Source organism: Bacillus ndiopicus (assembly GCF_000612805.1).
Taxonomy (GTDB): domain Bacteria; phylum Bacillota; class Bacilli; order Bacillales_A; family Planococcaceae; genus Metasolibacillus; species Metasolibacillus ndiopicus.
In genome coordinates this window covers 126,664-147,029 of sequence record NZ_HG964406.1, presented here as the reverse complement: position 1 = coordinate 147,029, position 20,366 = coordinate 126,664, and the positions used below count along the sequence as shown (strand labels likewise).

Here is a 20,366-nt window from a genome sequence, read left to right as displayed (position 1 = left end):
AACAGAAAAAAGGCGTAAAAATACAGTTTGCCCGTTCATCTATTTGCCGTAAGTTCTCCTAGCTTCCGAAGAGAGTTAATACGATGGAATAAAGGCAGGTCTCCTGGCTCGTGTATCCTATTCAGAACCTTCCCATCTACTAGAGGCATTTTTCCTCATTCGACAGTGGTATACTCTGTAGTCATCTACACTTACAGTTGCGGAAACAGCTTCGGCTTTGTACCGAATTCCCTATTAAGCTCATTTATTGAGCACCTTTACTCTGCAATTGTTATTCACTTATTGGTAAGTGTAGCATAAATTTCTGATTTTCAAAATAGTTTGAGAAAAAAAGAGATATACTTGTGAATTGTAAATTTGTAAGGGGGTTTTCTCCCATCCCTATGAATGTTACTATCAATTTGAGAGATAAAAAGATAAAGAAGGGTGGCTAAAGCATGACAGACAATACATTGGTGTATGCAAAAAAATTAGATGAAACATATGAGATTTCCACAATGCGAGATGAATTTTATATGCAAGAAGGACGAATTTATTTTGATGGTAATTCGTTAGGGCTAATGTCAAAACGTGCAGAAAAGACGCTACACAGCTTAATGAGTTCATGGAAAGAATATGGCATTGATGGCTGGACGCAAGGTGAGCATGCTTGGTTTTTCCTTGCTGAAAAGCTTGGTGCACAAATGGCACCGATTGTAGGAGCGAATAAGGAAGAGGTCATTGTAACTGGCTCAACAACGAGCAATTTACATCAGCTAGTTGCAACATTTTATAAGCCTGAAGGAAATAGAACGAAAATTTTAGCGGATGAGTTAAATTTCCCTTCTGATATTTATGCATTAAAATCACAACTAGCATTAAAGGGCTATGATGACACGCATTTAATTCGCGTTGCATCTCGTGACGGGCAAATGCTAGATGAGGAAGATATTATAGCGGCGATGACAGATGAGGTGGCACTGATTGTATTACCAGGTGTACTTTATCGTAGCGGGCAAATTTTAAATATGGAAAAATTGACGAAGGCAGCACATGAGCGTGGCATTATGATTGGCTTTGATTTATGTCATTCAGTTGGCTCAGTTGTGCATCATTTACATGATTGGGATGTGGATTTTGCTTTTTGGTGCACATATAAGCATTTAAATGGTGGACCTGGTAGTACAGGAGCACTGTTTGTGCATGAAAAGCATTTTGGTACAGCACCTGGTTTAGCTGGCTGGTTTGGTTCAAATAAGGAAAAGCAATTTACGATGAGCCATACATTTGAGCCTGCATTAGAGGCTGGCGCCTTCCAGATAGGGACACCAAATGTGTTTAGTATGGCACCACTTTTAGGAGCGCTTGAGTTGTTTAATGAAATGGGCATCGAAAATGTCAGAAAGCGCTCATTAGCATTATCGGATTACATGCTGCAATGCGTCAGCGATATGCTTGGTGAATATGATTTCAAGGTGTGTAGTCCAGTCGAACACCCGGAGCGTGGAGGGCATATTTATCTGGAGCATCGTGATGCGGCGCGTATTTGTAAAGCATTGAAGGAGCGTGGCGTAATTCCTGATTTCCGTGCACCACAAGGCATTCGTTTAGCAGCAGTAGCGATGTACAACACATTTGAAGAAGTATATACATGCTTTGAAATTTTAAAGGACATTATGGAAACGAAAGCATACGAGAAGTTTTCGAATGAAAGAGAGATTGTAGCGTAATGGGATGGATTGATATTACACAGCCATTAAACAAAAATATTGCGACATGGGCAGGCGATACGAAATTCATTTATGAAACAGTTGCGACAAAGGAGCAAACGGGCTCAGTCAATGTTGGCATGCTACAAATGAGCCTGCATTCAGGCACGCATATGGATGCACCGTTTCATTTTGATAGCGATGGACACACATTTGAGCAGCTTGATTTTGAGCGCTGTATTGGAAAAGTGGTCGTTATTGAATGTTTAGATAATGATTTAATTGAAGTAGCACAGGTAGAGGGGAAAATAGCTGGTGTCAAAGCTATATTTTTTAAAACGAAGACAATAGCTAATGCACATATTTTTCCACAGGAAGTGCCGACATTAACGCTAGAAACGGTGGCTTATTTAAAAGAATGTGGCATTAATTTGATTGGTGTCGATGTTCCATCAGTCGACAAAGTAGCATCAAAGGAGCTACCAATCCACCATGCATTAGCACAGCAGGACATTTATATCGTAGAAAATCTACTGTTAGAGCATGTAGATGCTGGGCGCTATGACATGATTATTTTACCTCTATTAATAGAAGGCGCGGATGGTAGTCCTGTAAGAGCAGTCATCAAAGAGGAGGAGCAATAATGTCGAATAATTATAAGCCATTTGAGGATGAGAAAAAAATCGTTACGGATTTTAAAGAACGTATGACATACACAGATTATTTGCATTTAAATGAGGTGTTAGATTGCCAAAAGCCATTATCAGATGAGCATGATGAGATGCTATTTATCGTTGTCCATCATGTAAGTGAGCTTTGGATGAAGCAAATTCTACATGAGGTAAAATCAGCAACATTGGATATTCATAATGGGCGCTTACCTGAATCATTTAAAAAGCTAGCGCGTGTTTCACAGGTACAAAATCAACTGAAAAATGTATGGGATGTACTTGCAACATTAACGCCTGCTGATTATTTGCAATTCCGTGATAAGCTAGGAAATTCATCAGGCTTCCAATCCTATCAAAATCGTTTACTAGAGTTTTATTTCGGCTATAAAACACCACATATTTTGCAAATTTATGCACATGATGAAAAAATATTAGCGATGCTTCAGGAAGCCTACAATGCGCCAAGTCTATATGATGAGGCGATTCGCACATTAGCGAAGCGCGGCTTTGCGATTGATGAGGAAGTATTAAAGCGCGATGTTACAGCGAAATATGAAGCGAATGACAGTGTAAAAGAGGCTTGGAAAGCTGTTTATCGTGAGCCTGAAAAATATTTTGATTTATATGAGCTAGCTGAGGAGCTTGTTGATATTGAGGACTTATTCCAGCAATGGCGCTTCCGTCATATGAAAACTGTGGAGCGCATTATCGGCTTTAAAATGGGGACAGGAGGCTCTGGTGGTGTTAGCTACTTGAAAAAAGTACTAGACCAGTATTTCTTCCCAGAGCTATGGCAGTTACGTACGGAGTTATAGTCTTTATAATAAAAATACACAAAGGGTGCCAAGAAACCATATGTAAATGTGGTTTCTTGGCACCTAATTTTATGTAAGATTTAAATACAATGTTCCTGTTCAATCCAAGTGTATGGCTGCGATACTGTGGAACAATGTCTTTAGTCAACATCATTCAAAAGCTGTTAACGAGGGGAAATAGAAATATTGCCATTTAACAAAATAAACCATTGCTTAATACCTGTATGGTAATTAAAAAAATTTTTTTTGAAAAATATTTAGTCAATATTTCAATATATTAATATCTTAATTCCTTAAAAAAATACAATAAAACCCAAAAACAAGCCGTGGAATAGAACTTCCATAACAGTTCTGTTTTTGGGTTTTTATATACAAAAGTACTAACCTATGTTAAACGAACAAATTTTCGTATGATTATTACATTGTTTTTTGTATACTAAAACTATTCTGTTTATCGAACACAACTTTTTACATACAAAAAAGAAATATTTCGACAAAAAATACAGAACATATTTTGTTTGATTCAGAATGCATTATCTTGATTAAGTAGGGATTCTTTCTAAATCAAGATAATACCTCTGGTATATGGCATCCATTTTGAGAGGGACATAAATGAATTGTTGACTCAAAAGTTTAAACTGATGTTAACCGAGGCGTATTTAATACAGAGAAAGGTGAGGAAATATGGAAGCGCAGGAACAAAAAGCGGCAAATGGCTCTAAAAAGAAGTGGTTTATAGGAGGAGGTGTGGCAGCGCTTGTTTTAGCGGGAGGAATTGGCGCAGGGGCTCTATTTATGAAGTCACCAAAAGCTGCATACTTTGCTGCAGAAGCTGAAACTGCTAGTGAAATGATTGCTTTTTTTGAGGATAAGTATAAAGAGGAATTTAAATGGTCTGAGCTAGCAAAAACAGCAGTTATTCAAAATGACTTCAAAATTACTGGTGAAATTCAAAGCGAGTATATGGAAGACCCTACATTTGAAATTATCAATTCTTCGGCAATTAATCTATCAGCAACGACAGATGTGAAAAATAAAAAATTTGCATTTAGCTTAGGTGGAGAAATTGCAGATGTAAAAGTTGATGATTTTGAGGTTTTTGCAACACAGAAGGAATATGTGTTTAATGCACCATTTTTATCTGAGGCAATAGCTGTTTCAACAGAAAAATTAAATGAATTAGCTGATGGGGAGTTAAGCTGTGGGCAAAATGTTTTATTAGAAACAGAGGTTCTAACAAAGGCACAGCAGGATTACATTAAGAAAAATTTAGCTACTACGCTTCTTAAAGAGCTTCCAGAGGAGGCATTTACAAAAGAAAAAAATAAAATTATCATGGACTTATCTAAGCAAGATGTGAAAAAAGTGGCTAAGGCTCTTGCTAAAAAAGTTGAAACAGACCCAGAACTTGAAACCATTTTAAAGCAGGTAATGGCTACTCAAGGTATTTGTGATGATGCGTCAATTACTGAAATGAAAAAACAAGTAGCTGATGCATTAGGTGAAATGGAATTTGGCGTTGTTTCAACTATTTGGGTTGAAAAGGGTAAAATTGTTGAACGTGAATTGAAATTTAAAGAAGCTAACGATTTTGTTATTAAAGGGAAACAAACATTTGGTAAGGAGCTAACATTCGATTACTCAATGGGGGATAATCAAGATGAAGTTTCCATCGATGGGAAATTCCAAAAAGGCGATAAAGCATCTGATCGTGTGCAATTTGCCGTCGAAGATATGAAACTAGTATATGAATCAGAGGAAAGTAAAGAGAAGGATAAGCGCAACTTTGAACGCAAATTCATTTTTGATAGTGAAGGCGAGGCTGTTACACTTAATTGGGATGGTACATCACAATATAAGGCTGATAGTGTAAATGGTGAGCATACAGTTTATATTGAAATGGAAGGTATGGGAAAAGCATCTTTAACAATCGAGCAAGAAAGCAAAAAAATTAAAGCTATCGAACTACCAACAAAAGTGAAGGATATTAGTAATTTATCAGAAGAAGAGCTATCTGAATATATGGCAACAGTTGGCGAAGGTATTATGGTTTGGGCAGAAAACTTTATGGCTGAAACAGGCTTTAATGAATACTTCTATGATGATTATTATGACGACTACTACTATGATGAAGATTTCGATTATGATGAGTACTACGATGAGGACTTGGACTTCAGCGAATACTATGATGAAGAATCTGAAGAAGGCTATGATGATTATTAAAGAGAGATATTAATTGTATTATGTGAGTAAGGGGTATATTACATGAAGACGCTAAGAAATATATTCTTCTTTACAACACAAAATTTTCGCTATTTAAAGAAGAAGTGGCAATCACTTCTTCTTCTTTTTATCGTGCCAATATGTATGATTGCTTTAATTGTGTTACTAGTACTGCAATTTATGATGCCTAATGAACAGCAAAAATCAAAGCTTGCAGTTGTTGATAATGACATCACGGAGGAAACGAAAGTGTTGACGCAGTTGCTCGTGATGGCATTAAAGGGCAATGATTATATTGAAGTAGAGCGGATGTCGGAAAAGGAAGCACGACAAGCAATGAAAGATAAGCAGCTTACAAGCTACGTGCAATTCCCACAAGGCCTAACAAATAATTTGTATGCAGGAGAGCCAATTGCCTTACCACTTGTTGGTGATCCGAATAAACCAGTTGAAAATGCGATTATTAAAAATTTGCTTAATAGTATGTCCTCCTATATAGAATCAGCACAGGCAAACATTTTGACGGTGTACGAATATGCCAAAGAAACATCGATGAGCGAGGAAAAATACAAGCAACTTCAGGAAGAAGTATTTATTGATTATGCCATTTACACGCTAGGAAAAAATAATCTACTTGTTCAAAATACAGTCAATAATATTGCAACAACTATGCCTATTTATTATTACACAATGGCTGCTTTATTTATTTGTCTAACGATTTGGCTAATAGGCTTTCATATACTTTTAATGAAAGAGGAGTCAATCAGTATTCAAAATCGATTAAGAATGCTTGGGGTATCAATTGCACAAGGCTTTATTGCGAAAGGCATTGTTGCTATAGTAGGCACGTTATTATTTTTAATTATGTTATATAGCGTAGTAAATTACTGGCTAGAGCTTTCGCTTTATACACTTGATTATGCAAGACTTTTCTTGTTCGTGTTATTTTATAGTATTTGTTTCACTTGTTTGCTTGGTTTAGTAGAGCTTATTTGCAAAAGCGCAAAAACAAAGCTTGTACTACAGGTTGCTTTAGCTGTACTTGTAATTGTCATGAGTGGGTCATTGTTACCGACTATTTATTTTCCATATGAACTGCAGCAGCTCATTACATATACATTTCCATATCAAGCTTTTTCATGGGTTATTGATATTGCATTGGAAAATCGCAATTATGCAAGCTATAGTAATTTGCTTATTTTTATCGCAGTTGGTTCGATGCTCTATGGATTGCTGGCGCTGCTTCTGGAAAGGAGACTACGATGAAAAAGGCTATTTATTTGCGTATATTGCAATTAAAATATGAATGGAAATCAACTGTTTTATGGCTGTTGTTTCCTTTTATAGCTACGGTAGTTATTTATCAATCGCTACTTTCTTTTGTAGACGACAGTAAAATACCTATAGGTGTGGTGTTAGAGGATGATTCATCTTATGCGTTAGAAGTAATGGAGCGTCTAGAGCAAGTGGAATATTTAGATGTGCGCCCTATGAAAAAATCGGAGGCGCTAAGGCTTTTAGAGCAGCATGAGCTAGATAGTGTGTTTGTAATCCGTAGGAAATATGAAGAGAATATTAAATTAGGTAGAAAAAAAATAGTTGAAGCTTATGCATCTAATCGCTCCTATGCATATGAAGCAGTAAGAGAAATTGTTAGCTCAGTTGTTATGGAGCAGGCATTGCGCTCAAAAACAGTGCACGATATAGAGCAACTATTGCAAGACTATGGATCAAAGGCATTATTTGATGAGCAAGCAATTGAAACGAAGGTGCAGGAACGTCAACTGGAAGCAGATTTAATTCAAATTCCTTTTTCCTTTTTTGAGATGGAACATGAGAGCATGGAAAAGCAGCCTTTTATTTCGGCATGGGTTATTTGGGCCAGCTTCACAGTATTATCGACCTTCTTTTTATTTGACTGGCTAGTGAAGGATCGCCAAGCATTTGCAAGACTGCGTTGGTCGTTAAGCATAATTTCATATAAATATTACGCGCTTTGGCTATTCGCTATTTATTTCGTTTTATTTTTTGTAATCGATTTACTAGCGTTAATGTTATTTGCTTATGAGCTATCAATTTGGACAATTGCCATGCTGTGTTTATTCCGATTGACACTTAATGCTTATGTATTTATTGTCGCAAGTTTAAGTAAAAATACATTAACCTATTATATTTTATCAATTTTATTCACTTTGCTTTTTGCATTAACGAGTGGTGGCATTGTACCGATTCGAGATAGCGGCGTTGTACATCAAATACTTAGTACAGTACATCCTCTCTATGCATTATTGAAGCTAGAAATACCGATTATTGGAATGTTGCTTTGCAGCATCTTTTTCCTGTTGTATGGGAGGTTACGAAATGCTTGAGGTACAAGCAATAAATAAAAGCTATAAAAAGAAAATGGTATTAAAAAATGTATCATTATCTATTGCTAAAGGTGAGATTGTTGGACTTGTTGGTGAAAATGGTGCTGGAAAATCAACATTGCTGCAAATTTTAGCAACGCTGATGCAGCCAGATGCGGGGGAAATTTATTGGGACGAGCTATCCTATCGTCAACATTATCAGATGATAAAGCAAAAGGTTGGCTTTGTTCCGCAAGATTTAGCGATTTGGGAGCATTTCTCTGTTGAAGACAATATGCGCTATTTTGAACAATTGAGCTGGAAAAGAATGGGGATTGAAGCGTGTAAAAAAATATGTGAGGCAATGCAGCTAACACATTGGAAGGAGCCTGTTTCGAGTCTTTCTGGTGGGATGAAACGCAAATTAAATTTGGCTATTAGCCTTATTCATCAACCAGAGTTGCTTTTATTAGATGAACCCACTGTTGGTATTGATATGCGTTCTAAACAGGAGATAGGTCGCTTTTTACAGCAACTTGCTTCAACACAAGGAACGACAATTATTTATACTTCTCACGATATGAATGAAATTGAGCAATTTACAGATCGAGTCCTGTTAATCGGGAGGGATCGCTATTATGAGGAGCTATTGTCTACAAAAGGAATTCAAGTTAATTGTTTATAAATATGTAATTTGTGAAAAAACGATAATACAACAAAAGTTGTCCGAAAAGCGGCGTCAGCCAGCTTTTCAGACAACCTCACTAAATTATATAGCTGTGTAACCGCCATCTACTAACAATGTAGCACCTGTCATAAATTCATTCTCGCAAACAAAGACACAAGCATGTGCGATTTCCTCTGGTTGTCCTAGACGACCGATTGGATGACGTGCTACTAAGCCATCATAAAAATCACCAAGAGCCTCTTTATTGACCATACCTGATTCTACATATCCAGGGCAAATTGCATTTGTGCGAATATTTTTTGAGGAATACTCAGCAGCAAGTGATTTGGTTAAAATATTGACTGCCCCTTTAGAAGCATTATAAGCAAATGCACCTGCTTCGCCTACTGTACCTAAAATAGAGGCAATGTTTATGATAACGCCACCGCCTTGCTTTAAGAATTGCTGAATGGCATATTTACTTCCATAGAATACGCTATCTTGGTTGACTTGGATTACTTTATGATAATCTTCATACGACAATTCATGTGTAGAGCCAAGTGCACCAATTCCTGCATTGTTAACGATAATATCAAGCTGACCAAACGTGTCTACTGCAAATTGAACAAGTGACCTCACTTCATCTTCATGTGCAACGTTTGCTTTGAAAAAAGCGACAGCATGTCCATCTGCCTTTAAAGCATCTGTGTGTGTAATACCTGCTTCTTCGTTAATATCTGATAAAACAACTTTAACTCCTTTTGCAACAAATGCCTTCGCAGTAGCTAAACCAATTCCCGATGAAGCCCCTGTTACAACTGCTACTTTGCCATCTAAGTTCATCATAAAGTAAATTCCTCCTTCGTTTGATTGACTTCATTTTAATTTATGGATTGCTGGATAAGCAATTTAAAAGCATAGTCTTTTTTAGAAATGTACCTTATACTTTTTTCAAGTAGTAGAGAGGGATGATTTTATATGTGTATCATTGTAATTGGTTATAAAGTACATCAGGAGCATTCTCTAATTGTAGCTGCAAATAGAGACGAATTTTATAAGCGACCAACGCAGATAATGCATCAATGGGATGATGCACCACATATTTGGGCAGGTCGAGATTTAGAGAAAATGGGCACATGGCTTGCTGTTAGTAATAATGGACGCTTTGCGGCTGTGACTAATTACCGTAATCCAAGCTTGCCACTTGTTGGGGAAAAATCTAGAGGGGAAGTGCCAGTTGATTTTATTAATACCTCACTAAGTGCACTACAATTTGCACAGCAGTTACAGAGAGAGCGACATTTATATGGGGCATTTAATGTTCTGCTCTATGATGAAGAAAATCTAGTGCATTACAATACGGTAATGGATGAGTTAACAATTGTTCCACCTGGCATCCATTGTGTATCGAATGCGACACTTAATACAGCATGGCCAAAAGTTATGCGCTTGAAAAATAGCTTTAACAAAACAATACAAACAACTACTGAGGAAGAAGCATTATTTATGATTTTAAAGGACACAATAAGGGCAAACGATCAAGATTTACCAGCTACAGGTGTGCCATTTGAACTGGAGCAAAAGCTTTCACCTATTTTTATTCATTTTGATGGCTATGGTACGCGCGCTTCTACCATAGTGAAAAGCACCGAAAATGGCTGGGCGATTGCAGAACGTAGTTTTACAGATGGAGAGTATGCTGGCAATGTCTATTTTGCTATTGAAAAAAAGCATAATGAGGCATAGCTAAACAGATATTAAATGTGGGAGGTACAAATTTGGATACAATTATAAGAATTAGTAATGTCACAATTCAATGCTTAAAAAACGTGAAGTATGGCACATTTAAAACCAATTCAACTTTCCTTCAACAAAACAAGGCGGATGTAGTTGGTTTTTATGGGCAAAATGGTTCTGGTAAAACAGCCGTAGTTGAAGCCTTTAGTCTTTTAAAAGCATTGCTACAGGCGAAAAAATTACCGGATAAAGAGTTAAAGCTTATTTATTTCAAAGAAAAAAGCATTGAATTACACATTGAATTTCTTATAACGAACCTTTTAGGGCAGTATTTTGTTAAATATTTTGTGGAATTGCAAGAGGGGATAGAAACATTAAAGGTTGTCAAAGAGACTTTATTCTATAAAGAAAATAAAAGCGGAAAACGTTTCAGGGAACTGGTTTCAAAGCAAGGTGACAAAATTTCGATTCGCAATAAGAAAATGGAAGCGTTTCGCGAAAATCAAAGAGTAAATTTAATGGTAGCAAATCATTTAGCAGAAGAAAATGCTACCTCCTTTATTTTTAGAAAGGAGTTAACGAGTGTATTCGAATCATTTTGTAATGAAGAAGAGAATGAAATTATAAAAAATCTTAAGCATGATTTTAATAAAGATTTTCATGTGATCGATACGATTCACTATGGTCTACTAGTAGCCAATCTCGTTATGCCATTTAGTGTTCATGTGGAAGGAAAAAGAGGCAATATACCGTATGAATTAAGGGATACAATGCTTTTGCCCAGGGAAATGTTTACAACGATTGAAAAAGTCGTTGAGCAAACGAATATTGTATTAACAACAATTATTCCAGGGCTTTTTATAAAAGTTCGGGAAATAAATGTTGAAAAAATGAGTAGTGGCGAGGATGGCGTACGTTTTGAGTTTTTATCAGTAAAGGGGGATATTGAGCTTCCATTACGTAGTGAATCACAAGGGGTACTAAAAATTATTTCCATTTTAAGCACATTGATAGCTGTTTACAATAACCCGAATGCCTGCGTGGTGATTGATGAGCTTGATGCTGGTATTTTTGAATATTTATTAGGAGAAATGCTAGAGGTTATTAATGAAAATGGCAAGGGACAATTATTTTTTACATCACATAATTTGAGAATTTTAGAGGTACTTCCTATTCAAAATCTTTGGTTTACAACATTAAATGAGGAACAACGTTATTTACAGCTGAAGGGTGTTAAAAAATTAAGCAATGCCCGTGATATCTACTTAAGAGCTATTCAATTAGGTGGACAAGATGAGGCAATGTACAATGAGACGAATATGTATGATATTAAGAAGTCATTTAGGAAAGCGGGTAAAATAATTGACTAAAGCACAAAAGAAGGTTGTTATTTTATTGGTAGAAGGCGACACTGATGAACTACTACTTATTGAGCGTTTAAGGCAGTTATTTAAAGATAAAGAAATTCGTTTTGAACCACAACACGGTGATATTTTTTATCAAAGAGAAAACAAAGAGCAGGCAATAAAAGAGGTAATTGGAGACAGAGTAAAAGAAATATTAATGAAGCGAAAATTTAAGCCTTCCAATATATTAGCGGTATTGCATATACTCGATACTGATGGTTGCTTTATTGCACCAGAACATATTAAAGTAAATGCTAAGCAGACTGTTTTAACGCAATATAATGTAGATTGTATAACTGTAAATTCTGAGGAACAAAAGGGCAGAATCGAGGAACGCAATACGATTAGATCGCGTAATGTTTATGCGATGGTTTCTACAAATCATATTGCACAATATGATTATCAGGCATATTATTTTTCGCGTCATTTAGAGCATGTTGTGTTTAATGAAATGAACCCTTGCAAAGAGGATAAAGTAGAGAAAATAGAAAATTTTTTAGAAAAGCTAGAAATGCCTATTGAGCATTTTTTGGCGCAATATATGCCAGTTGAACAGAATGACAATTACAGCACTATGCATACAGAAAGCTGGGAATTTATTATGGAAAATATAAATTCACTTAAACAGCATACAAATGCTTCGTTAATGTTTCGTTTTTTAGATAGCTATTCAAGACATGCATGAATTAAACAAAGGGGGATGTTTTAAATGCGTGAAGTAGTCATTGTAGCAGCAACACGAACGGCGGTTGGGAAACGTAAAGGTGCGCTTAGCCAAATGCGCGCGGATGATTTAGCAGCCGTTGTTTTAGATGAGGTTGTGAAACGTGCTGGTATTGATAAGGGCGATGTGGAAGATGTTATTTTAGGCTGTGTTACGCAAAGCGCAGAGCAGGCGGGAAATATTGCACGTACTGCACTATTAATTGCAGACTTTCCGATTCATGTGCCAGGTGTGACGATTGATCGTCAATGCGGCTCCAGTCAGCAAGCGGTCCATTTTGCAGCACAAGCTATTTTAGCTGGAGATATGGATATTGTCATTGCTGGCGGCGTAGAAAGTATGACGCGCATGGCGATGGGTTCAAATTATATGGGTATAGCTCCTAGTGAGCAGCTGATAAAGCAGCATGAAATTATACATCAAGGCTTGTCAGCAGAGCGGATTGCTGCGCAGTGGAGCCTTAGTGCAAAGCAATTAAATGAATATTCCTATATGAGTCATCAGCGTGCACTAAAGGCAATTGCAGAGGGCAAATTTAAAGATGAGATTGTTGCTGTGGAAGTACAAAATGAAGCAGGGGATACATTTATTTTTGATACGGATGAAGGGCCAAGGCAGGATACAACAATGGAAAGCTTAAGTAGCTTAAAACATGTTTTTCAGGAGGATGGCGTGATTACTGCGGGCAATGCAAGCCAAATGAGTGATGGCGCTTCAGCAGTTTTACTGATGTCACGTGAACGAGCAGAAGCTCTCGGTGTTAAGCCTTTAGCACGTATTGTAGCCCGATCTGTTGTAGGCTCTGACCCAACGTTAATGTTAACAGGCCCAATTGCTGCAACAGAAAAGGTATTGTTAAAAGCAGGTTTATCCTTGGCAGATATCGATACGTATGAGGTAAATGAAGCATTTGCGCCAGTACCGCTCGCTTGGGCAAGAGATACAGGTGCGGATATCGAAAAATTAAATGTTGATGGTGGTGCGATAGCACTTGGGCATCCACTTGGAGCTACAGGTACAAAGCTACTAACAACGATGCTATATCGTATGCAGCGTGAGCAGCAACGCTATGGCTTACTAGCAATTTGCGAAGGCATGGGAATGGCAAATGCAACCATTATTGAGAGGCTGTAATTAAATATAGCTAAGAAACAACCAATTTATCACAGGGATATGTGATAGATTGGTTGTTTTCAATTTGTCAGCTAAAAAATAGATTGTAAAGTGCTAATATTCCGATTATAATAATGGATAATTAAAGGGTAAATACCCTTTAATGAAATTTAATTTAGATAATAATTCAAAGGGGAGCAAAAGTATGGAAGAAACATTTGGGCTGATTTCGATTATCCCACCAGTGATTGCAATTGCATTAGCGTTTATTACGAGAAATGTTATTATCTCTTTATTTTTAGGGGCTTTCACAGGTATATTGATTTTATTGAATGGGAATGTTTTCAAAGCTGTGAAGTCGATTGTTGGTGATTATATTTTTGTGCAGTCAACAGATAGTTATAACGCAGCTGTATTGGCATTACTTGTGTTTATTGGAGGCTTCGTTGCGTTAATGGAGAAGTCAGGAGGAGCAGGGGCATTTGCTGAAAAAGTGGCTACATTTATTCGTACAAAGGTGAGTGCACAGTTATCTGCTTGGGTTGGTGGTATTATTATTTTCTTCTCTGACCTAGGGACACCATTAATTGTGGGACCAGTTTTTGAACCGATTTTTGATAAATTGAAAGCATCTCGAGAAAAGCTTGCATGGATTATTGATTCTACGTCATCGCCAGTAGCAGTTATGATTCCATTCATTGGGTGGGGTGTTTATATTATGGGACTTATTAGCAAAGAGTATGAGCGTTTAAATATTAAAGAGTCTGATTGGGACGCATTTATGAATGCGTTACCATTTTATATTTACCCGATGCTAGCGGTATTAATTGTACCTGTAATGCTATTAACAAAATCCGAGTTTGGTCCAATGCGTGCAGCAGATCGACGCATTGAGAAAACAGGCGATATTTATTGGTCACATTCAAAGCCACTGCGTAAAACAGAGGCGATGAATGAGTATTTAGAAACAAAAAGTAAGGCAAGCTTAGTATTAGTACCGATTATTGTGTTACTTGTAATGCTATTTGGTCAATTAATTCCGTTAGGTTTCCCATTTAAACAAGTTGCAGGTGGGGAGTTTAGAATCGCATTAAGTATTTCATATTTAACAGCAGCAATGGTATTAATAGCTTTAATGGTAGTTTATAAAGTAAAAAAAGTTATGGAAGCATTTGATATTTATGTATCAGGGATGCGCCGAATGATGGATATAGTTATTATCTTAGTGCTAGCGTGGTCATTAGGAAATGTGTTAGAGCAACTAGGAACAGCAAATTATCTAGTAAGTATAATGGATGGAGCAATACCAGCGATGCTAATACCTGCAATTATATTTATTCTAGGGGCCATAATGTCCTTTGCATGTGGAACTTCTTGGGGAACATTTGCCATTATGTTGCCGCTGGCGATTCCATTAGCTTATCATATGGATATTTCTGTATATATTGCGATTGGGGCAGTTATCTCAGGCGGTATTTTTGGAGACCATTGTTCTCCGATTTCAGATACTACGATATTATCTTCAACTGGTGCAGGTTGTGACCATGTTGACCATAATCAAACACAAATACCAATCGCAGTATTTAATGCATGTATTACATTAATTGCATTTTTAGTTGCAGGTATGTATGAGAGTGTTTATACAGCAGTACTAGCAGTAATTTTAATGGTTATTGGCACAATTATTTTAGGTCGAATTTCAAGAAATAGAGAGAGAAAAAGAGAATTAGAGGGGGCTTAATAAAATGAAGCTGTGGGGCGGACGTTTTCGAAACAAGGAAAATAGTTTAATGGAAGAGTTTAATAGCTCTTTAGAGATAGATTCAAGACTTTATTTTGAAGATATTACGGGTAGCTTAGCACATGTTAAAATGCTTGTACAATGTGAGATTATCACAGAAGAAGAGGGCGAGCAGATTACGGCAGGGCTGAAAAGTATTTTAAATGATATTGAAAGTGGTATGTTACCAATTGAAGGTGACTATGAGGATATTCATAGCTTTGTTGAAATGAACTTAATAAAGCGTATCGGTGATGTTGGAAAAAAACTACATACGGCCCGTAGTCGCAATGACCAAACAGCTGTGGATACAAGAATGTATGCACGCAAAAAAGCTCATGAAGTCGTTGATGCTCTTGAAAGATTTAAGAATGTGTTAAAGGACAAGGCAGAAGAAAATCCTTATATGATGCCAGGTTATACCCATTTGCAAAGAGCACAGGTTGTGACATTTAAGCATCATTTAATGGCTTACTATCAAATGTTTAATCGTGATCAAAAACGAGTACAAAATGCACTTGAAATATTGAATGAAAACCCGCTTGGGTGTGGTGCTCTTGCTGGGACAACGCATAGTATCGACCGTACAATTACAACAAAAGAGCTTGGTTTTAATAAACCTGTAGATAATTTTATGGATGGTGTCAGCGAGCGTGACTATGTTCTAGAGTTAACTTCTGATTTTTCAATTATTATGATGCACTTGAGTCGTATGAGCGAAGAATTGATTTTATGGTGCAGCCAAGAGTTTAAATTTATAGAAATTGATGATGCCTATGCGACAGGTAGCAGCATTATGCCACAAAAGAAAAACCCTGATGCGGCTGAATTGATACGCGGTAAAACAGGTAAGGTGTATGGTGCATTATTCTCAATTTTTACGATTATGAAAGGTATTCCATTAACGTATAATAAAGATATGCAAGAAGAAAAGGAATCGTTTTTCTATGCGATTGACACAACACTTGCTTCATTAAAAATTATGACAGAGATGATTCGTACATTAAAGGTGAATGAAGGAAATATGCGAGCATCAGTGAAAAAAGGTTTCTTAAATGCGACAGAGCTTGCGGATTATTTAGTAAAAGCAGGTACACCATTTAGAGATGCGCATAGTATTGTTGGAAAAGTCGTTATTTATTGCGAAGATCACGAGAAAGGTATTGAAGATTTAACATTGCAGGAGCTTCAGCAATTTAGCAATACGATTCAATCAGATATATATGATTATATTGATTATGACAGCATTTTAAATAAGGGGACTAAGATTCATTTACGATAAAGTATGGCTTTCATTATTGTAAAGATAGGTAAAAATAGCGCTTTGCATATCAAATGCTAAGCGCTATTTTTGTTGAAGGAAACGATATATTTTACGTGGCCTTCCTTTCACATGATGGGTAGACTCTCCTACATATTCAATTAATCCAGCTTTGCTTAAATTCGTGACGATACGACGGGCATTACGGTTTTCCATTTGTAAATGATTTGTTAAATCAAGTGTTGTAAAATGTTCCGTACCCAATTTTAAGAGGAGTGCTTGAATACGGTTGTATGTTCTCATGCTAATATTTGCTTCTTTCAATGCTTCAATCGAAGGTGTATCAAAGAGCTTGTTCGTATAAACAAGCTCTTTGTCGTGACCAATATGTTCTATAATGGTTCCATCTTCTTGCATGACGAAAATTTCATGCTGCTCATTATTACGAGAATGTTGATTTGCAATTGTAGCATTTACTTCTGCTGCTAAAGCAGTTTCACCATAGCCAATGCCTGTAATGATATATTTGTCTGCTAAAAGTTTAAGCTCTTGAATTTTTTGGCGGACAATTGGATAGTTTTTTTCGATAGCACCTCGTGTGCTAAAGATGATATATCGATTATCACCTTGCTCTGTTAAAAAGCCATCTATATGCTCGCTTAAATTGATTAATATTTCTTTAATTTGTAATGCCAAGTATTGCTGTGCATAGGGATTAGCTGTAACAATTGTAGTGCTTATTTCTTCAATTGCAATCGTGCATACACCAATCTGTGTATCCTTGAAAAACGATGTTTTTATTTTTTCTTCTAATACTTTACAAGCATGAAGAATCTCTGAATGGCTGATTGAGTACCAATAAACAGGAATACCAAGCTGCTGCAGCTCATTATAAACTGCTTCAAAGCTTGTAATGGCACCATATGTTTTATCTTCAGCCCAAAGCGTTTTATGAAAGTTGATTAGCTCTTCAGAGGTAGTTGTTGTGTCATAAATTTTTAAATAGATGTTTGATGATTCAATGTTTAATTGTATGAGTGCATCATCAACTACTTGTTTAGACATTTCATCAATACTTAACCGCTGTAAAAAAATATTGGAATGATAAGCAACTTCCAAGAAAGCTTTATATAAGCTAGCCTCATTATTTTGAATAGGAATTAAAAAATCATCTGTTTGTAAAACTTCTTTAGCGATAGCATAAGGAAGCTGTCCTGTTGGAAACCAAAAATCTACTTCATGATCATGTGATTGAATGATTAATTTGGTTTCCTGAAAGTTTGTATACGGCAATGCAATAAAGCGCGCTTTTAGCTTTAAGTTTTGTGCAAGTGAGATGACTTTATGCACAGATGTCGCAGATCCTATTACGCCAACTGTAAACATAGTATGCCCCCTTTTTTTCTAGCCTTCAAAAGCATCTGAATAACGAACAGTTCCTTGTACGTTTTGTAGTGCATTCGGAGTCAATTCAAGCGCCATAAAAATTTCGCTAGGTACTTCAAATGGGGCGAAAATATTCCATTCTCTCGCTTGGCGGAAGCCAAATTTTGGATAATACGCTGCATGGCCAAGCACAATTACAGACTGCTGACCAATTTCAGCTGCTTTTTGTAATACATCTTTAATTAATTGGCTACCTATCCCCTTATTTTGATACGCTGGTAAAACTGATACAGGAGCAAGTGCTAAAGAATCAATAGATGTTTCACCATGCTCAATCGTAATTTTGGATAGTAAAATATGGCCGATAATTTTATCATCGCTATCAACTGCGACTAACGAAAGCTCTGGAATAAAAGCTGATGATTGACGGATACGTTGTACAAGGAAATGCTCCTTTTGATCGCTCATATCCTCATCTAAAAAAGCTTGACGTATTACATCTTCAGTAGTTTCATAGTCTGAATGATGTTCTTGTCGAATTGAAAAGTTCATACTATTAAAATCTCCTTATATAAAATTCACTATATCAATTATGCACTATAATTGATTGTACTTCTATAATAATGTACAATTTGTTGCAAATCCAAGATGCAAGGTTCAGGTTGTATATTAAATCATGACCGGCTGATAATCACTTGGCAGTTATAGCAGTGCAAAATCATTAAAAAGTCGTCCGTTATGGGCGGCTTTTTAATTTTTCTATTTATTCCCTTTGTTGTTACAATTACTATGAAAAATATAATTTATTCATTAAATTAAACTATCTTTTTTATAGCAGTGCGATATACTTTACTCAAGATAATGTTGATTGGAGAGTTTTACAATGGGAGCAGAGAAATACCAGCAAATGGTGTATCAACGCATGCAGGAAAAATTTCGAAAATGGGCCGAATCCGATTCGATTAAAGAGAAAGAATTATATGCATTTTTACATATGTTAAAAGGAACTGCAGGCTCAGTTGGATTAAATGAATTGACAATAATCGCTAGTGAAAAGCTATTAACTATAAATGATGCAAGTGAGAAGGAATGGCTGAAGGGTGAGTGGACATTATATTTGAGCTCGCTGCTTGAGGCGCTATCGTTCTATGAAACGAATAATTTCCCGCAAGTAGCAATGGAGGAGACGACAGCTCCTACCATTAATAATATAACAAAAGAGTTTATACTAATTATTGATGACGATATGGTTTTTATTTCGTATCTGAAAAATGTTTTAGAGGAAAAAGGCTTTTCGGTAATAATCGCACATAATGGAAAACGGGGCATTGAGCTAATTTACGAACTACAGCCTGCCATCGTCTTTTTAGATATTATGTTGCCTGATATAGATGGCTTCTCCATTTTAAACAATATAAAAAAAATCAAAAAAGATCGCACATTTATTGCTGTTATGAGTAGCCATCATAGCAAGGAAAATCGTGTACGCGCTTTTGAGCTAGGGGCAATGGACTTTGTTTCTAAGCCAGTTGATGAAGAGGTTTTGCTCGCTTACGTTATAAATCGCCTAGCTTATAGAAAAGAGCTAGAATATGCAATCGTCATTGATGAGTTAACACAGATCTACAATCGTAAATATTTTGAAAGCCAATTAAAAATGTTAATCCAGAAATATGAGAAAACTAGCGAAGTGTTTACTATCGCAATTCTGGATATAGATTATTTTAAAAAGGTTAATGATACTTACGGACATTTAATAGGTGATGAAGTACTAAGGGGATTTGCGGCACTTGTAAAAGAGTTAAAGAGGGATCAAGACATATTCTGTCGTTATGGTGGAGAAGAATTTATTTTATTAATGCCTAATACAGAAGCAGAGGAAGGTTATAAGCTAGTTGAAAAGATTCGCCTAGCGATGGGACAGAAAGTTTTCTCCACGAATACTGCTAACTTTCATGTAACGTTTTCTTCAGGCATGATGGTAATAAATAAGTGCTACACACATCCTAAAAAATTATTAGAAGCGGCAGATCAAGCACTTTATTCAGCAAAAGAAGCTGGTAGAAATCGCGTTGTACTATTCGATTCTTCGATTGTAGATATGAAAAAATCAGAAAAACTAAAAGTGATTGTTATTGATGATGTATATATTATTCGTGATATTATTGCAAGGCATTTTGAAGGGCTATCAACAAGCGACCAAGTAGCCATTGAAGTAGCTACATTTGGCGATGGAATACAGTTTTTACAATCAAGCTGGTATGATCCTAACTATAAATACGTCATTTTATTAGATTGGATGCTGCCAAATATGAGCGGTATTGAAGTATTGAAAAAAATTCGCGCAAATTATACCTCAAAAGAAGTTATCGTTTCGATGCTAACAAGTCAAATTGGAGAAGAGTATGTATTAGAAGCATTCCAAAATGGTGCGGATGACTATATTCGCAAGCCATTCCAAATTGCTGATGTATCGTCGCGTATATTACATTTAGCAGAGCGCATTTTTAATGGCAGCAAAGCTTAAAAAAGCTACTAGGGGGAGGC

Annotated in this window: 17 protein-coding genes and 1 riboswitch; of the genes, 14 read left to right on the top strand and 3 right to left on the bottom strand. The window is 36.3% G+C overall.

The features are described from left to right. Positions 1-76: 76 nt before the first annotated feature. A riboswitch (cobalamin riboswitch) is annotated at positions 77-274 on the bottom strand. Positions 275-437: 163 nt separating this feature from the next. The 7 genes from kynU (at position 438) to TY13_RS12145 (ending at position 8,430) form a co-directional block, all read left to right on the top strand. Beyond that, positions 438-1,709 (top strand): kynureninase, encoded by a 1,272-nt coding sequence (kynU, locus tag TY13_RS12175; RefSeq protein WP_042476296.1) that lies wholly within the window; start codon positions 438-440, stop codon positions 1,707-1,709. Beyond that, a complete protein-coding gene (locus TY13_RS12170; RefSeq protein WP_042476293.1) occupies positions 1,709-2,332 on the top strand; it encodes a cyclase family protein in 624 nt (207 codons plus the stop codon). The genes kynU and TY13_RS12170 overlap by 1 nt, the downstream gene beginning before the upstream one ends. Beyond that, positions 2,332-3,174: a tryptophan 2,3-dioxygenase gene (kynA, locus tag TY13_RS12165; protein WP_042476289.1), complete on the top strand. Its 843-nt coding sequence runs from the start codon at positions 2,332-2,334 to the stop codon at positions 3,172-3,174. The genes TY13_RS12170 and kynA overlap by 1 nt, the downstream gene beginning before the upstream one ends. A 684-nt stretch (positions 3,175-3,858) precedes the next feature. Continuing rightward, the gene (locus TY13_RS12160; protein ID WP_042476286.1) at positions 3,859-5,397 is read left to right on the top strand and encodes a flagellar basal body-associated FliL family protein; all 1,539 of its coding nucleotides are present in this window, start codon (positions 3,859-3,861) and stop codon (positions 5,395-5,397) included. 42 nt (positions 5,398-5,439) lie between these two features. Further along, positions 5,440-6,663, top strand: coding sequence for an ABC transporter permease (locus TY13_RS12155; RefSeq protein WP_042476284.1), 1,224 nt, complete (start codon positions 5,440-5,442; stop codon positions 6,661-6,663). Beyond that, on the top strand, positions 6,660-7,766 hold the full coding sequence (locus TY13_RS12150; protein ID WP_042476281.1) for an ABC transporter permease: 1,107 nt from the start codon (positions 6,660-6,662) through the stop codon (positions 7,764-7,766). Before TY13_RS12155 ends, TY13_RS12150 begins: the two co-directional genes overlap by 4 nt. Next, positions 7,759-8,430 carry an ABC transporter ATP-binding protein gene (locus TY13_RS12145; RefSeq protein WP_042476278.1) on the top strand — a complete coding sequence of 224 codons (672 nt, stop codon included), beginning with the start codon at positions 7,759-7,761 and terminating at the stop codon, positions 8,428-8,430. The genes TY13_RS12150 and TY13_RS12145 overlap by 8 nt, the downstream gene beginning before the upstream one ends. 84 nt (positions 8,431-8,514) lie before the next feature. Here the strand turns inward: TY13_RS12145 and TY13_RS12140 are convergent, their stop codons facing one another. Next, positions 8,515-9,255: an SDR family NAD(P)-dependent oxidoreductase gene (locus TY13_RS12140; RefSeq protein ID WP_042476850.1), complete on the bottom strand. Its 741-nt coding sequence runs from the start codon at positions 9,253-9,255 to the stop codon at positions 8,515-8,517. A 135-nt stretch (positions 9,256-9,390) separates the two neighbouring features. On the opposite strand from TY13_RS12140, the gene TY13_RS12135 reads away from it, so the two are divergent. From TY13_RS12135 to argH, 6 genes are all read left to right on the top strand, one after another. Continuing rightward, positions 9,391-10,158, top strand: coding sequence for an NRDE family protein (locus tag TY13_RS12135; RefSeq protein ID WP_042476275.1), 768 nt, complete (start codon positions 9,391-9,393; stop codon positions 10,156-10,158). Positions 10,159-10,190: 32 nt separating this feature from the next. Then, positions 10,191-11,519 (top strand): AAA family ATPase, encoded by a 1,329-nt coding sequence (locus TY13_RS12130; protein WP_230199434.1) that lies wholly within the window; start codon positions 10,191-10,193, stop codon positions 11,517-11,519. After that, a complete protein-coding gene (locus TY13_RS12125) occupies positions 11,512-12,240 on the top strand; it encodes a hypothetical protein (RefSeq protein ID WP_042476271.1) in 729 nt (242 codons plus the stop codon). Before TY13_RS12130 ends, TY13_RS12125 begins: the two co-directional genes overlap by 8 nt. A 24-nt stretch (positions 12,241-12,264) precedes the next feature. Beyond that, a complete protein-coding gene (locus TY13_RS12120; protein ID WP_042476270.1) occupies positions 12,265-13,413 on the top strand; it encodes a thiolase family protein in 1,149 nt (382 codons plus the stop codon). A 184-nt stretch (positions 13,414-13,597) separates the two neighbouring features. Next, positions 13,598-15,133: a Na+/H+ antiporter NhaC family protein gene (locus TY13_RS12115; RefSeq protein WP_042476267.1), complete on the top strand. Its 1,536-nt coding sequence runs from the start codon at positions 13,598-13,600 to the stop codon at positions 15,131-15,133. A gap of 4 nt (positions 15,134-15,137) precedes the next feature. Then, complete coding sequence (gene argH / locus TY13_RS12110) at positions 15,138-16,454, top strand: argininosuccinate lyase (protein WP_042476265.1); 1,317 nt, start codon at positions 15,138-15,140, stop codon at positions 16,452-16,454. Positions 16,455-16,517: 63 nt separating this feature from the next. On the opposite strand, the gene TY13_RS12105 is transcribed toward argH, so the two are convergent. Both TY13_RS12105 and TY13_RS12100 read right to left on the bottom strand, forming a co-directional pair. Then, the gene (locus TY13_RS12105) at positions 16,518-17,819 is read right to left on the bottom strand and encodes a hypothetical protein (RefSeq protein WP_042476262.1); all 1,302 of its coding nucleotides are present in this window, start codon (positions 17,817-17,819) and stop codon (positions 16,518-16,520) included. Positions 17,820-17,837: 18 nt separating this feature from the next. Beyond that, positions 17,838-18,371, bottom strand: coding sequence for a GNAT family N-acetyltransferase (locus TY13_RS12100; protein WP_042476259.1), 534 nt, complete (start codon positions 18,369-18,371; stop codon positions 17,838-17,840). 331 nt (positions 18,372-18,702) lie between these two features. Between TY13_RS12100 and TY13_RS12095 the strand changes: the two genes are divergently transcribed. After that, positions 18,703-20,346 (top strand): diguanylate cyclase, encoded by a 1,644-nt coding sequence (locus TY13_RS12095; RefSeq protein WP_042476255.1) that lies wholly within the window; start codon positions 18,703-18,705, stop codon positions 20,344-20,346. Positions 20,347-20,366 lie beyond the last annotated feature (20 nt).